The organism is Luteimonas panaciterrae (assembly GCF_020511115.1).
Lineage (GTDB): Bacteria > Pseudomonadota > Gammaproteobacteria > Xanthomonadales > Xanthomonadaceae > Luteimonas > Luteimonas panaciterrae.
In genome coordinates this window covers 414,967-430,073 of the sequence record NZ_JAJAVH010000007.1, presented here as the reverse complement: position 1 = coordinate 430,073, position 15,107 = coordinate 414,967, and the positions used below count along the sequence as shown (strand labels likewise).

The following is a 15,107-nucleotide window of genomic DNA, read 5'->3' as shown; positions in this document are numbered from 1 at the left end:
CTGGAGAGGGACAATATCGCGCGGTGAAGTCAGGGAGAGGCTGGCTTTTCGCATTCCCTCACTCAACTCCACTTCCATTCGCGGAAGTGGAGTTCTGAAGCTCCTTCGCGATCTCAATCATGACGACACCTCCGCATTCCCGCCCACGCTGGTTCGTCCCCGGCGACTTCAACGGTTTCTTCGGCCTGGTCGTCGACAATCTGTCGATCCTGGGATTCATCAGCGCGGCGCTGATCGGCATTTTCGGCATGCCGGCGGAGATCGTGTTCCAGCGCATGTTTCCCGGCACCGCCTTCGGCGTGCTGGTCGGCAATCTGATCTATACATGGATGGCGCGGCGACTGGCCGCGCGCAGCGGCCGCGATGACGTCACCGCGATGCCGCTCGGCCTCGACGCGCCGACCAGCATCGGCATGGCATTGCTGGTGCTGGGACCGGCGTTCGTGGCGTTCAAGCAGCAGGGCATGGAGGCGAATGCCGCGGCGATGGCGACATGGCAGCTCGGCGCCGCATCACTGGTGGTGATGGGGACGCTGAAGTTCGTGCTGTCGTTCTTCGGCGATGCGGTGACACGGATCGCGCCGCGCGCGGCACTGCTCGGTTCGATCGCCGGCATCGCGCTGATGCTGATGGGCTTCCTGCCGCTGGTGGAGACAATGCGCTCGCCGGTGGTCGGATTCGTCACGCTGGGGTTGTTGTTGTACGTGCTGATCGCCAAGGGACGGCTGCCGATCAAGTTGCCCGGCGTGCTGGTGGCGTTCGTGTTCGGCACGCTGCTCTATTACGGACTCGGCCTGGCCGGACTCGGCGCGCCGGGATTCGCGCTGCCGAAAGGCGTACCGCTGGATGTCGTGCTGCCATGGCCGTCACTGGCATTCGTGGACGGGCTGCCGTCCACCGTGCCGTATCTGCCGCTGCTGCTGCCGTTCGGCCTGCTGATGGTGGTGGGCGGCATCAACGTCAGCGAAAGCGCACGCGCCGCAGGCGACGATTACCGGACGCGCGACATCCTATTGGTCGAGGCGTTCTCGACCCTGATTGCCGGCGTCTGCGGCGGCGTCGCGCAGACCACGCCCTACATCGGCCAGCCCGCGTACAAGCACATGGGCGCACGCAGCGGTTACACGCTGCTTACCGGTCTGTTCGTCGGTCTCGGCGGCATGTTCGGCGTGATCTCGGGGCTGGTGCAATGGCTGCCGCTGGCAGTGCTGGCGCCGATCATCGTCTATGTCGGTATCGACATCACCGTGCAGGCGTTCCAGGCCACGCCGCAGAAGCATTCGCCGGCGATGGTGCTCGGATTCCTGCCGTCGGTGGCTTATCTGCTGAGCATCAAGGTCGGTAATCCGACGTGGATCGCGCCGGAACGTTTCGCCGAACTGACGAGCACGCTCGATGGACACGGTTTGCCGGAACTGGCGGTGATCATCGTGCTCGGCAATGGTTTCATCATCACCTCGATGCTGTGGATCTCCGCGCTGGCGGCGATGATCGACGGCAAGCTGTTGCGGGCGTCCGCTTGTCTGTTGGTCGCCGCAGGGCTGACGTTGTTCGGCTTGATCCACTCGGTCGATCCGCGTGGCGGGATTTACCTGCCGTGGACGTTGTAGGGGTTGCCGGCGACGATCGCCTGGCAGTTCGTCGGCGCCTACGTGGCGTTGGCGGGATTGCTCGCGTTGCTGTCGTTGCAGAAACCGCGAGATTAGCCGGGTCTGCTCGTCATTCCCGCCTTGACGGGAATGACGAGGCAAAATTTTCACGTATGGGCGAGCGCGTGGCGCAGCAGCCTTGCATACAACCGCTCCGTGATTCCATTCGGCGCATCCAGCGCCATCCGCTGCAACGCCTCGTGGTCGCTTGGACCGCCTGAGAGCAACGATGCGACGATGGTCAGGAGCTTCGCGCCAGGCGTGGCCGTTTTCGTCTTGAGCCACGACAACGCCCTCACCAGGCGCTGCTCCACTTCAGTGAAATCACTGCCGAGCGGGTAATCGGGCAGGCTGCCATCGGCACGGAACGGCGCCAGCGCCTGCCGCAGCCGTTCGGGTGAATTGTCGGTCGATACTCGGGGAGTGAAGCGTGGCAATTTGCCGTTCTGCATCGCGGTCAGCAGCAATCCCGCGCTTGCATGACGGGAGGAAGCGATGCCCGTCATGGCCAGGATGCATTCTTCATCGGTCTTCCCGCGCACATCGGCGATGCCGTATTCGGTGACGTAGATGTCGCGCAGATGCCGTGGGATCGTGGTGTGCCCGTAGTTCCAGCGGATATTGGACTCGATATGCTTCCCGCTGCCACGGGTCGCGCGCAGCATCAGCACCGAGCGCGCATCGGGCAGGGCATGCGCCATCGCCACGAAGTTGTATTGGCCGCCGACGCCCGACACCACGCGTCCGTCTTCGAGTCCGTCGGACACGGCGGCGCCCAGCGCGGTTGCCATCATGCAGCTGTTGAAAAAACGTGCCTCGCGCCGTTGCAGGCGCTCCAGGGTTTCGTTGCCGCCGTAGAGTTCGTTGACCTCGCTCACGCGGCGCATGCCGATGCCGCGCCGTTCGTCATCGTCGAGATTGCGCAGCCAGTCGTAGAATTCCGGCGAACCGAGGTAGAACGCACCGTGCAGGAATTCGCCGTCGCGCGCCAGCAGCTCATGGTCGAGATCGCTGGCGCTGCCGTCGACGATGCGACGCATCAGCGTCTCCTTGTCGACGACCTTGCGCTTGAGCACGCCGGCTTCCACGAGTTTCTTGAAGCCCTCGTTGATCATCTCGCTGCAGCCGTAGAGGCCTTGCGGCAGCGGATCGAGCCCGCCGCTGGCGACGACTGCGGGATGTCGCTCGATCTCCGAATCGAGCGCATGCAGCACGCGCCGATAGGCGGCGTTGTCGGTGTGGCGCAGCACCAGCGCATGGCAGAGAGCGTCCGCGAGCGCGCCGATGCCGATCTGCAAGGTGCCGCCATCGCGAACCAGCGCACTGGCGTAGAAGCCGATCGCGTAGTCCGCATCGCTCACCGGCTGTCGCGGCAGGCCGAACAGCTTCGGGTAGGGGCCGGGCGGCGCGATCACCAGATCGAAATAGTCCACAGGCACGGCGGCCGTTCCGTCGAGCCAGGGCAATTGCGGATCGATCTCGGCGATCAGATACGGCCGCGGCAGTCCAGCGGCGGTGATGGCATCGACGGCATCGAAAGTCAGATCCGTATTCGACGACAACGACAGGCGCGTGCCGTCTTCATTCACGGCCACCTTCTGCACGACGCAATTCACGCCGCGATCGGCCAGGGCGCGTGCGACGTGCGTGTAGTTGAGGCTGGCGTAATACCGCTGTGCCTGTGTGGAACCCAGCAGGGCGCCGGACTGCATGTAGAACTCTTCCACAGTGATGTTCGCCGGCAGCGCGTCGCGCCGCTGCGCCTGCACGTAAGCCAGGCGCGGGAAGTCATCGCCGAAATGGCGCGAGACGAAGGGCGCGAGGAAACGCTTCTCGAGATCGCTTCCGGCATCCGGCGGGTCCAGCGACAAGGCCGTGTACAGATGCAGTTCCCGCGACGGATCGCGTTCGATGCGGCCATACAGCGCGTTCAACAGCCGATGCGGCTTGCCGATGCCCAGCGGGGCACCGACATGGAGCGGGCCGGGCAGGCGGGCGAGAAGACGGTCGACGGCGAGGTCCAGAGAATCGATGAATTCGGTCATCGCGGCAGGATACGTGCAGGGGGTAAGGCCTGTCGCGAAGAGCGGCTGCAAGGGGCTTGACAGAATGAAAAATTACATCTGTAATCAATAAAAATTACGGATGTAATCGAATGTCGATCAGCGATGCCGAAGCCGTGGTGATGGAAGTGCTCTGGGAACGCCATCCGCTGGGCGCCGACGAGGTGGTGGCCGCGCTCGCCCACAGCGATTGGGCGGAACCGACCATCAAGACCCTGCTCAACCGGCTGTTGAACAAGGGCGTGATTCAGGCGACCAAGGACGGCCGACGTTATCTGTATTCCCCGGTGCTCGCGCGTGAGGCCTGGATCGCGCAGCAGAGCGAGGGCTTGGTGCAGCGCCTGTTCGGCGGGCGGGTCGCGCCGCTGGTGGCGCATTTCAGCCATCAGGGCGCCCTGAGCAAGGCCGATATCGCCGAACTGCGCAAGCTGCTGGAGGAGATCGGCGATGACCCTGCATGAAGGCTTCCGGCTGTTGCTCGAAACCACTTGCGCCAGCGGATTCGCGGTGTTGTTGGTATTGCTGCTGCGGAGGCCGCTGCGCGCCGCTTTCGGTGCAAATATCGCCTACGCGTCATGGCTGCTGGTACCGCTGATGACGCTGGCGGTGTTGCTGCCGGCTCCCAGCGTGGAAGTGGTGCTCACCGCGCTTCCGACGGCGGCCCCGATCGCAGGTCGTGTCGCGGAGCCCGAGCCGTTCGATCCGATACCGCTGTTGTTGGCGTTGTGGATCGCGGGCGTTGCTTTCATGGCCTTGCGAAACCTGCGCTTGCAACGGCGGTTCCTGCGCGATCTGGGCGTGTTGCGCGTGCTCGACAATGGCCTGCTGCAGTCCGAGCGCAGCGCCGGATTGCCGGCGGTGATCGGCCTGAAGGCGCTCATCATCCTGCCCGTCGATTTCGACACGCGCTACGACGCGGCCGAACGGGAATTGATCCTCGCCCACGAACGCATCCACGTCGCGCGCCGCGATGTGGTCAGCAATGCCTTCGTCGCCGCTTTCCGCTGTCTGTATTGGTTCAACCCGCTGTTGTGGATCGCGGCCGAGCACTTCCGCCGCGATCAGGAGCTCGCCTGCGACGAAACCGTCGTCTCCCGCCATCCGAATGCGCGCCGCCGTTACGGCGAGGCGATGGTGAAGACACAGATGTCGGCATTACCCGTTCCGGTCGCCTGCCACTGGTTCGGCGGCCATCCGCTCAAGGAGAGAATCGCCATGCTCAAACGTCCAACGCCTACTGTTCGTCGTTCGCTTTCGGGAATGGCGTTCGTTTCCATGCTCGCGGCCGGCGGTGCTTTCGCCGCATGGGCGTCGCAGCCCGCGGACAAAACGAAAGCGGCTCCGGCAGTGACGCAATCCACTGATGTGCGCGCCACGCAATCGACGCCGCCGCTGTATCCCAAGGATGCGGCCGCGAAGCATGTCAGCGGGCAGGTGTTGTTGCATGTGCTCGTCGCGACCGATGGCAGCGTCAAGGATGTGCGCGTCAAGAAGTCGGATCCGCCGGGCGTATTCGATGTCAACACGATTGCTGCTGCGAAACAATGGAAATTCACTCCGAAGACCGTGAAGGGCAAGCCGGTGGAAGGCTGGGTGCAGGTGCCGGTGACGTTCGAGATCAATGGCGATCCCGCATTGATGCCGTCTCCACCACTTCCCCCGCCACCGCCACCGCCGCTTGCGCCGACGGCGGTAATCCCGCCACCTCCGTCTCCGCCCGCGCCACCACCGCCAAGGCCCGGTGAAGCGGCGTATACGATCTACATGCACTCCGGTAGCGTTGAAGCCGTTCCGATGAAGGAAGTCGCGCCATCGCAAAAGAAAACGCCAGCGGCAGGTAAGCGGCAAAAGACGATTCGGGTTGATGGTGACAAGTCGGTGGAACTGTCGCAGTACCTGCCCGCCGAGCGAGTGGCTCGGTTCGAATATGCGCAGCCGGTGGCGCATCTGGTGGCGGTGTCCGGTGTGCAGGCCGCTCCCCATGTCGGAACCATTCACTTGAAAACGGAGATGGTTCCCGTTGCAGCGGTTCAAACGTCCATTGCGCCGGTGCAGACCATTCGCGGCGTCGCCCACGCGAGCGCGTCGGAAACTACGGTTTTCGTTCCGGCCGAAGCCGTCAAGACCGACGACAAGAGTGAATGAGCGCGATGCGCGTCAGTCGAACTCGTGCACGGACGCGGTCAGACGGCGAATCTCATCGGTCGAATGACTGACGTAGACGATCGGCAGCGTGGTTTCGTCGCGGACGCGCTGCAGGTAGGGAATCAATTCCTCGCGCCGCGCCTGATCCAGATTCGACAGCGGTTCGTCGAGCAGCAGGATGCGCGGTTGCGAGAGCAATGCGCGGCCGATGGCCACGCGCTGCGCTTCGCCGCCGGATAGCGTGGTGACGCGCCGCTTCAACAGGGCGCCGATGCCGAGCAGGGCCACCACGTCGTCGAAGGCGAACGAGGTCGCGCCATCCTTGCGGCGCCCGTAGCGGAGGTTGCGGCGCACGTCGAGATGCGGGAACAGCCGCGTGTCCTGGAACACGTAGCCGACATGGCGCTTGTGCGGCGGCACGTTGATGCCTTGCGTGCTGTCGAACAGGCAGCGGCCGTCGATCTCGATGCGACCGCTGCTGGGTGTGACCAATCCCGCGATGGCGTTCAGCACCGAAGTCTTGCCGGCGCCGGAATGCCCGCTCAACGCGATGACGCGCGCGGTGTCCTCGATATGGATGCGGCGGCGGAACGTGCCGTCCGTGCCCGGCACCTTGGATGGGCCGGATTTCGACGAGCCATACTCGATGAGGATGTCGATCGCCAGCATCCTCAATGCCTCCGGGCGTGATGCGCGCGGCGCACCAGCCATTCCGACACCATCAGCGCCAGCAGCGAGATCGCGATCGCGACCAGGGCGAGGCGCCAGATGCCGGATTCGCCGCCGGGCACCTGCATCAGGCCGTAGATCGTCGAGGAGATCGTCTGCGTCTCACCGGGAATGCTGGAGACGAAGGTGATGGTGGCGCCGAACTCGCCCAGCGCCTTGGCGAAGGCGAGCACAGCGCCGGCGACGATGCCGGGCCACGCCAGTGGAAGCGTGACGCTGCGGAACACGCGCCACGGATTCGCGCCGAGCGTAGCGGCGGCGTGTTCGAGTCGCTGGTCGGCGGCTTCCATCGATACGCGGATGGTGCGCACCATCAGTGGAAAGCCCATCACCGCGCTGGCGAGCGCGGCGCCGGTCCAGCGAAACGCGAAGCTGATACCCAACTGCTGCGACAGGAAACTGCCGATCACGCCGTTGTTGCCCAGTGCCACCAGCAGTGCATAGCCGACCACGACCGGCGGCAGCACCAGAGGCAGATGCACCAGCGCGTCGACGAAGGATTTGCCGATGAAGCGCTTGCGCGCCAGCAGCCAACCCATCGCCACGCCGAAGGGCAAGCTCGCCAGCGAGGCGACCGCCGCCACTTTCAGGCTCAGCAGGATGGCGGTGAGTTCGGCCGGTGTGAAATCGAACATGCGTTGCTGTGTCTGGATGCGCGGATTTTCGAGACGGTGATCAGCGCACCGTGAATCCGTATTTGCGGAAGATCGCCGTGGCATCGGGCGTCTGCAGCCAGCGCACGAATGCCGCGGCCTGCGGGTGCTTGCTCGCTTTCAGTTTCGCGACCGGATACACGATGGACGGATGGGAATCGGCGGGGAAGGTGGCCAATACGCGCACGCGCGGTTCGGCCTTGGCGTCGCTGCCGTAGACCACGCCCAGCGGCGCTTCGCCGCGCGCCACCAGCAGCAGGGCGGCGCGCACGTTTTCGGCCTCGGCGGCGCGCGGTTGCAGCGCTTTCCACATGCCGAGCGAAGTGAACGCGGCCTTGGCGTACTTGCCGGCCGGCACGCTGTCGGTCAGCGCCAGGGAGATGCGGCCGTCGCCGAGCAAAGGGAGCAGATTGGTGCCGGACTTCAGCACGGGCGCTTTCGCCTGGCTGGTGCTCGGTGCGATCAGTACCAGCGTGTTGCCGAGCAGATCATGCCGGGTGGCGGTGTCGACGAGCCCCTGCTTCTGCAAGGCATCCATCCAGTCCAGATCGGCGGAGATGAAGACGTCAGCCGGCGCACCCTGTTCGATCTGCCGTGCCAACGCCGAACTGCCGCCGTAGGACACGCGCACGGCTTGTCCGCTCGACTTCTCGTAGGTGGTCGCGGCCTCGTCCATCGATTCCTTGAGGCTGGCGGCGGCGAAAACGGTGAGCGGCGGAGCAGGCTCCGCGGCCAATGCGCTAACCGTGAAGCAAAGCGCCATGGTGAGGAAAGCGCGTCGCGACCAGCGGCGGAATGACAGGGACATGGGGACTCCGATCAGGAATTGAGGCGGCCGGCAATAACGATCAGGGTGCGACGATGACCGTGATGGCCTTGAGTTGCCGCACCCAGCGCGCCGGCCGCGTTTCTTCCGGCGCGATCAGGCGCAACGGGCCATCGTCGTCGGTCAGCGGTTTGCCTTCACAGCGATCGACGATGAATACCTTGCGATTGCCCAGTGTCGGATCGAGCTCCGCCAGTGAGTAGACCGCGCGATAACCGTCGCGCGCATCCGCCTGTACGTAGCGCGTGAGCTGCGCGCCGCGCAGCGGCTCGGCGGGCATGGTGCCGGTCGCGCGCAACAGTGCGAGCAGTGGAATGCCCTCGCAATGCAGCGTGCGTTCGTGCGCGGTGGCGGTGACGGATTCGCGCGGCAGCGGTGCGAGTGTCGCAGCGTCGAGCGGAACGATCACCGGAGACGCGATCGGCGAGGGCTGCGGCGGTGCCGCGTGCAGGCGTGGATCGTGTCCTTCTATCTGACTGGTCTCGCTCGCCGCCGTCTCCTGCGCGGGTGCCGGCGCGCGCTGCGCCTGCCCCGTGCTGGCGCAGGCGGACAATCCGAGGATCAGCAATGGCGGGACGAGACGGATCACGGCCTGTTCCGGGTGAAGAAGGTCAGGCCAGCCTGCAACAACGCGGCGCCGATGACAACGTCAGCAAGCGGCTGACGGTGTCCGCGAGCCGCTCGATGTGCGCTCGACACGTCGTTCAATTCGTCAATGTTTCGTTCAGAAGCGCGGCCAGCCGGTATGCCGCCTGACGGATGCGCTGTTCGGCGAGCGGACGCTGCGCATCGAGATAACCGATATCCATCTTGTGCCCATCCGGGTACAGATGCCGTGCATCGATCAGGCGGCAGGATTCGCCGGCCCATGCGGGTGCGTCCGTGGCCAGGATGGGTTTTGCGGGCGTCGGCCAGGGGCTGCTGCTGTCGAGCAGATCGGCATAGGTCTTGGCATCCAGCTTGCGTGACGTGAGCACGTAGTAGTCCCAGATGGAATGCAGATTCGTGCCCATGACACCATCGACGTAACGGCTGCGCGCATAGGCTTCCGGCTTGATGTCGGTGGTCAGGCTGATCTGGAAATCGTTGGCGCCCTTGTCGTCGCGATAGCCGGAATGGAACGGCTGATGCACGTCGCCGACGAAATGCACCAGGAACTTCAGCGCATCGCGGCGCGCGGCCAATGGCTGGCTGCGATCGCCGAGCAGGGCGGTCTGGCGTTCGATCTGCGCCACTACGCACTCGCCGTTCGGGCAATTCTGCTCGGGCTCGTAAGCGCAGCTGGCCGTCATCTTGATGTAATGCCAGCGTGAGCTGCGCTTGAAGTATTCGGGATCGTCGTTGCGCAGTTCGTCGGCCCAGGAGGCGACGCCGGCCAGGGTAGGCTCGGGTTCGCCGGCCAGCAGTTCCGCCACCTGGGCGTGCGCGGCCGGGGTGAGGTGGCGTTCGGCGATGTCGCCGACCATGCGATGGCCGAGGTTGCTCCAGGCCAGTGCGAGCGGGGTGATCAGGAGCAAACAGGCTGCGACGAGCAGGCGTGTGAACGTTTTCATGACGTGGTGGTTGGGGGTCGCGGGGAGAAGCCGCTAAAATACCCTTTCATGTTGTCGGGAATGCAGTGCCTTTCGTGGGTTGCATGTCTGGCTTCGGAAATCCCGGCCCGGCCTTCATGGCTAGGCGTTCGGGGCCGCGGCGGATGCCTTGAAGACATCCGCTGGCACGCGGTCCTTCCCCCTTACTACGTCCTTGCAGGAGCGTTCCAAGATGACGATCAAGGTAGGCATCAATGGCTTCGGCCGCATCGGTCGCAACGTGTTGCGCGCGGCGGTGCAGAATTTCCCCGACATCGAGATCGTCGCGATCAACGATCTGCTGGAGCCGGATTATCTCGCCTACATGCTGCAGTACGACTCCGTGCACGGCCGCTTCAAGGGCGAGGTGTCGGTGTCCGGCAACGATCTGATCGTCAACGGCAAGAAGATCCGTCTCACCCAGGAGCGCGATCCGGCCAATCTGAAGTGGGATGCCGCCGGCGCCGACGTGGTGATCGAGTCCACCGGTCTGTTCCTGAGCAAGGACACCGCACAGAAGCATCTGGATGCCGGCGCCAAGAAGGTGATCCTCTCGGCACCGTCGAAGGACGACACGCCGATGTTCGTCTTCGGCGTCAACGACAAGAATTACAAGGGCGAAGCGATCATCTCCAACGCTTCGTGCACCACCAACTGCCTGGCGCCGCTGGCCAAGGTGTTGAACGACAAGTGGGGCATCAAGCGCGGCCTGATGACCACGGTGCATGCGACCACCGCCACGCAGAAGACCGTCGACGGCCCGTCCAACAAGGACTGGCGCGGCGGCCGCGGCATCCTCGAGAACATCATTCCTTCCAGCACCGGTGCGGCCAAGGCGGTCGGCGTGGTGATCCCGGAGCTCAACAAGAAGCTCACCGGCATGTCGTTCCGCGTGCCGACCTCCGATGTGTCGGTGGTCGATCTCACCGCCGAACTGGAAAAGCCGGCCACCTACGCCGAGATCTGCGCGGAAATGAAGGCGCAGAGCGAAGGCGCGTTGAAGGGCATCCTCGGCTACACCGAGGACAAGGTCGTCGCCACCGATTTCCGCGGCGACGCGCGCACATCGATCTTCGACGCCGAGGCCGGCATCGCCCTGGATCCCACCTTCGTCAAGCTGGTGAGCTGGTACGACAACGAGTGGGGCTATTCCAACAAGTGTCTGGAAATGGTGCGGGTGGTCGCGAAGTAACCCCGACCCGCCAGCAGCGGCCTGCTAGGGCGGGCCTGTTAGGCGCCGCGATCGAAGCCCCACGCCGTGGGGCTTCGTCGTTTTCGGGGGGGGCGTCGAGACGCCTCTAGCCCCTTGGTAGCTTTTTCCGCTACTTGTCCCGTGGCGCTTGGCGCCGCCACGGCAGCCGGTTAACGTGCGCTACGCACCCGGACGGTGCGAAGGGGCAACGATGGAGTCGCTGTTCGTATTGTTGGTGCTGGCGGCCCTGGCCGTGCCGGTATTGCTGATCGTCGCGCTGGTGTCCATCAGTGGACTCAAGCACCGGGTGGCCAGCCTCGAGAACGACGTGAGCCGGCTGCGAGTGGCGCAGGCCGTAGCCGCGGAGGCGGCTTCCACGCGCAAGGAGCCGGAACCCGCGGCGGTTCGGGAAGTGGCGCCAGTCGCGCCGCAAAGTCCGCCGACAGTGCCGGTACCGCCCGTCCCCGAACCGCAAGTCGCCACGCCGGCGCCTGCTCCGGGACCGGCGGCACCTCCGCCCCCGGTACCGCCGCCGCTGCCCAGGCCGGCTCCACGGAGCGAACCGGCACCGCCCAATGTGTTCGAGGTGGCGATCCGCGCGGCGCAGCAGTGGTTCACGACCGGCAACGTGCCGGTCAAGATCGGCATGCTGGTGCTGCTGGCCGGCGTGGCGGCCCTGCTCAAATACGCCAACGATCAGGGCTGGCTGCAGATGCCGATCGAACTGCGTCTGGCCGGCGTCGCTGTCTTCGCGCTTGCCGGACTGGTCTTCGGCTGGCGCCAGCGGCAACGGCGGCGCGCGTTCGCGCTGACGCTGCAAGGCGGTGCGATCGGCATCTTGCTGCTGACGATCTTCGCGGCTTTCAAGCTGTACTCGCTGATGGATGCGGGTGTCGCCTTCGGATTGAGCGTGTTGATGGTGGGAGGGCTGGGCGTGCTCGCGGTCGCACAGAACGCGCGCGTGCTGGCCGTGCTCGGCATCCTGTCCGGTTTCCTGGCGCCCATCTGGCTGTCGACCGGCAGCGGCAACCACGTTGCGCTGTTTTCCTACTACGCGATCTTGAACGCAGCGATTCTGGCGATCGCCTGGTGGCGGCCGTGGCGCGTGCTCAATCTGCTCGGCTTCGTGTTCACCTGGGGCATCGGCACGGTCTGGGGCGTGTTGCAGTACGACCCTGAGAAGTTCGCCAGCACGGAACCCTTCCTGCTGCTGTTCTTCGCCTTCTACCTGCTGATCCCGATCCTCTACGCGCGCCGGCGCCCGGCCGGCAAGCGCGATCTGATCGACGGCTGCCTGCTGTTCGGCACGCCGCTGATCGCCTTCCTGCTGCAGGCCGGATTGCTGGAAGGCGCACGCATGCCGCTGGCGTTCTGCGCGCTCGGGCTGGCCGCGCTGTACGCAATGCTGGCGTGGCTGCTGATCCGGCGCGAAAGCTACACGCTGCTGGGTCAGTCGTATGCTTTGCTCGCGGCGGGATTCGCGACGTTGGCGGTGCCGTTGGCGTTGTCCGCACGCGCGACCGCCAGTGTCTTCGCGCTGGAAGGCGCTGGCGTGTTGTGGTTGGGCCTGAAGCAGAAGCGCCTGCTGCCGCAATTGATGGGCGCGGGCCTGCAGTTGGCGGCGGCGCTGGCGTTCGTGGTGGGTGTGGATCAAGCCTCGGAGATCGATCGCGCCGTCATCAACTCCGGTTTCATGAGCGCGTTGTTGATCGCGCTGGCCGGTTTCGCCAGCGCCTGGGCCTGCCGTCAGTCGAATGCCGACCGGTCGCAGGACAAAACTTCGATGTCGGCGGTGTACTACCTGTGGGGATTGCTGTGGTGGCTTGGCGATGTGCTCGTCGAAATCGTTCGCTTCGTCGATGCGCGGGATCAGTTCGACGCCATCCTCGTCCTGGCCGCCGTGACCGGTTGGCTCGCGGCCGAGGTGCATCGCCGACGTCCGGCGCCGCTGTTGTTGCTGACGACACTTGCGGGATTCCTCGCGGCCTTGCCGCTGGCCGTGATGCAGTCGATGGCGCACGCCGACATGTCCGGCGCGCTCGGCCATCCGTTCGAGGGTTACGGCGTTTGGGCATGGCTGGCATTCGCGGTGTTCGGCATCCGCAGTCTGTTGTGCCTGCGTGAGGCGCGGGACGGGTTCGCGGGATGGGCGCAGTTCCTATGGTGGCTGGTGTGGCCGTTGGCGCTCTCGCTGCTGTGCTCGTGGCTCGCCACCTGGTTCGCTCTCAGCCAAGGCTGGCAGCTGGCGCTCGTCGTGCTGCCGTGGCTGGCGGTCGCCGCCGTCTCGGTGTTCCGTTGGGAGTGGCTGGCATGGCCGCTCGGGGATGGCTTCGCGGCGCAGCGCACGCCGTTGCAGTACGTCTACTTCATCATCCTGGCGTTGGGTTGGTTGTTCATGCTGTTCCAGCCCGCAAGCGCCGCGCCGCTGCCTTGGGTGCCGCTGCTGAACCCGTCCGAGCTGATGCAGTTGGCGGTCCTGTTGTTGTCCGCGCGCTGGCTGCGCGAAGAGGCGGCGCCATGGCGCACGCAGTTCCTGTTCGGTGCCGGCTTCGTCTGGATCACGGCGGTCGTGTTGCGCGCCGCGCATCACTGGGGCGGCATCGCCTGGGATGCGGACATGCTCTCGACGAGCCTCGCGCAGACCTGTCTGACCGTGACCTGGAGCGTGCTGGGCGTGCTGGGCTGGATTCTCGGATCGCGTCGCGGCCGACGCAGCCTGTGGCTGGCCAGCGCGGTGCTGATGGCGGTGGTGCTGGCCAAGCTGATCCTGATCGACCGCACGCACTTGGGTAACTTGCTCGGCATCGGTTCGTTCATCGCATACGGCTTGTTGTGCACGGTGGTCGGCTTCTTCGCGCCGGCGCCGCCGCGTGCGCCTCAGATGGAACAGGAGCGTGCTGCATGAAACGTTGGCTCTGGCTGCTGTTGATTCCCTCGCTGGCAGGTGCCGCCGCGCGTGACGATTACGCGCGGCAATGGCCGCTGGTGCTGACGAAGGCCGATGCCGGCGCGTACCGCGTCACGCTCACGCCCGAGATCTACGAAAGCGTGCAATTGCCGTCGCTGCGTGATCTGGATGTCGTCAACGCGGAAGGGACGACAGTGCCGGCGGCGGTATTCAATGCGGAGCCTTCGGTGACGCCGGCATCGCACGAAGTCGAACTGCCGTGGTTTCCGCTGCAGACCGGTGCCGTCGATATCGCCACATCGGACGATCTGAGTGTCATCGCCGAACGCAATCCCGACGGCAGCATTCGCAGCATCCGCGCCCGCACCTCCGCCGGCGATGCCGGAGCGTCCAATCCGATCTGGTTGCTCGATGCGAGCCGCTTGCGCGAACCGATCCGGAACCTGCAGCTGGAATGGGAGCGCTCCGACACGCCGGTCAACCTGAGTTATCGCCTGGAAGCCAGCGGCGATCTGCGCGAATGGCAAACACTGGACGATCGCGTGCCGCTGATCGATCTGAACAATGCCGGCCATCGACTGCGTCAGGACAGCGTCGAGGTGAATGGCGCGTTTCGTTACCTGCGGCTCGTTCCCTTGCAGAAAACGGCCGCGCCACGACTCGTCTCGGTGCGCGCACGGCTCGCATCGGTGGTCGAGCAGGCATGGCAATGGCGCGAACTCGATGGAAAGCGCGCGCAGACGGCCGACGGCAAGGACGTATTCGAATTCGAGCTTCACGGTCGTTTCCCGATCGAGCGCGCCGATCTGATCCTGCCCGGAAACGACAGCAACGAGTGGACGCTGGAATCCCGCGATACCGCGGAAGCGGCCTGGTTGCCCGCCGCGGCGCCGTGGGTCGGCTATCGCGTCGATGCCGGTGGCGTTTCCTCGCGCTCGCTTCCGCAGCCGCTGCAGGACATCACGCGCGACAGATACTGGCGGCTGCGCAGCGCCAACGCGCTCGCCGCAGGAACTTCGCCGCGACTCAGGCTCGGATATCGGCCGGAACGTCTCGTGTTCCTAGCACGCGGCGCGGCGCCATACGCGCTCGTCGCGGGCAGTGCGCGCGCGCAGCGTGACGATGCGCCGCTGCCACAATTGTTGGACGCACTGCGCTCGCAGCGCGGCAAGGATTGGGAACCCGCGGCCGCGACGCCGGGACCCGCAAGCGCCCTCGCGGGCATACAGGCGCTGCAACCGGCGCCCGCCAAGCGCGACTGGAAGGCATGGCTGCTCTGGGGCGTCCTGATCGCCGCCGCGGCGACGGTGATCGCTTTCGCGTTGAGCCTGCTGCGGAATCCAAAGCCCTGAAAATCCGCCGGAGAGGGCG

At 65.3% G+C, this 15,107-nt stretch carries 11 protein-coding genes and 1 pseudogene; 6 read left to right on the top strand and 6 right to left on the bottom strand.

From position 1 onward, the window contains the following. Positions 1-119 precede the first annotated feature (119 nt). Positions 120-1,706: pseudogene (locus tag LG367_RS10020) on the top strand (hypothetical protein). Positions 1,707-1,756: 50 nt separating this feature from the next. On the opposite strand, the gene LG367_RS10015 reads toward LG367_RS10020, so the two are convergent. Next, the gene (locus tag LG367_RS10015; RefSeq protein WP_226469092.1) at positions 1,757-3,694 is read right to left on the bottom strand and encodes an acetyl-CoA hydrolase/transferase C-terminal domain-containing protein; all 1,938 of its coding nucleotides are present in this window, start codon (positions 3,692-3,694) and stop codon (positions 1,757-1,759) included. A gap of 110 nt (positions 3,695-3,804) precedes the next feature. Here LG367_RS10015 and LG367_RS10010 point away from each other — a divergent pair, with 110 nt between their 5' ends. Further along, positions 3,805-4,173, top strand: coding sequence for a BlaI/MecI/CopY family transcriptional regulator (locus LG367_RS10010; protein ID WP_226469091.1), 369 nt, complete (start codon positions 3,805-3,807; stop codon positions 4,171-4,173). Further along, positions 4,160-5,857: a TonB family protein gene (locus LG367_RS10005; protein WP_226469090.1), complete on the top strand. Its 1,698-nt coding sequence runs from the start codon at positions 4,160-4,162 to the stop codon at positions 5,855-5,857. Before LG367_RS10010 ends, LG367_RS10005 begins: the two co-directional genes overlap by 14 nt. A 12-nt stretch (positions 5,858-5,869) precedes the next feature. On the opposite strand, the gene LG367_RS10000 is transcribed toward LG367_RS10005, so the two are convergent. The 5 genes from LG367_RS10000 to LG367_RS09980 form a co-directional block, all read right to left on the bottom strand. Next, the gene (locus LG367_RS10000; protein WP_226469089.1) at positions 5,870-6,526 is read right to left on the bottom strand and encodes a molybdenum ABC transporter ATP-binding protein; all 657 of its coding nucleotides are present in this window, start codon (positions 6,524-6,526) and stop codon (positions 5,870-5,872) included. Between the two features lie 2 nt (positions 6,527-6,528). Next, the gene (gene modB / locus LG367_RS09995; RefSeq protein WP_226469088.1) at positions 6,529-7,221 is read right to left on the bottom strand and encodes a molybdate ABC transporter permease subunit; all 693 of its coding nucleotides are present in this window, start codon (positions 7,219-7,221) and stop codon (positions 6,529-6,531) included. A 40-nt stretch (positions 7,222-7,261) separates the two neighbouring features. Next, positions 7,262-8,047, bottom strand: coding sequence for a molybdate ABC transporter substrate-binding protein (gene modA / locus LG367_RS09990; RefSeq protein WP_319004015.1), 786 nt, complete (start codon positions 8,045-8,047; stop codon positions 7,262-7,264). A gap of 40 nt (positions 8,048-8,087) precedes the next feature. Continuing rightward, on the bottom strand, positions 8,088-8,654 hold the full coding sequence (locus LG367_RS09985) for a molybdopterin-binding protein (protein ID WP_226469087.1): 567 nt from the start codon (positions 8,652-8,654) through the stop codon (positions 8,088-8,090). Positions 8,655-8,769: 115 nt separating this feature from the next. Next, positions 8,770-9,618, bottom strand: coding sequence for a S1/P1 nuclease (locus LG367_RS09980; RefSeq protein WP_226469086.1), 849 nt, complete (start codon positions 9,616-9,618; stop codon positions 8,770-8,772). A 211-nt stretch (positions 9,619-9,829) separates the two neighbouring features. Here LG367_RS09980 and gap point away from each other — a divergent pair, with 211 nt between their 5' ends. The 3 genes from gap to LG367_RS09965 all read left to right on the top strand — a co-directional run bounded on the left by gap (position 9,830) and on the right by LG367_RS09965 (position 15,088). Beyond that, the gene (gene gap, locus LG367_RS09975; protein WP_226469085.1) at positions 9,830-10,828 is read left to right on the top strand and encodes a type I glyceraldehyde-3-phosphate dehydrogenase; all 999 of its coding nucleotides are present in this window, start codon (positions 9,830-9,832) and stop codon (positions 10,826-10,828) included. Between the two features lie 211 nt (positions 10,829-11,039). Further along, positions 11,040-13,733, top strand: a complete 2,694-nt coding sequence (locus LG367_RS09970; protein WP_226469084.1) for a DUF2339 domain-containing protein — start codon at positions 11,040-11,042, stop codon at positions 13,731-13,733. Then, positions 13,730-15,088 carry a DUF3999 domain-containing protein gene (locus tag LG367_RS09965; RefSeq protein ID WP_226469083.1) on the top strand — a complete coding sequence of 453 codons (1,359 nt, stop codon included), beginning with the start codon at positions 13,730-13,732 and terminating at the stop codon, positions 15,086-15,088. Before LG367_RS09970 ends, LG367_RS09965 begins: the two co-directional genes overlap by 4 nt. Positions 15,089-15,107: the final 19 nt, after the last annotated feature.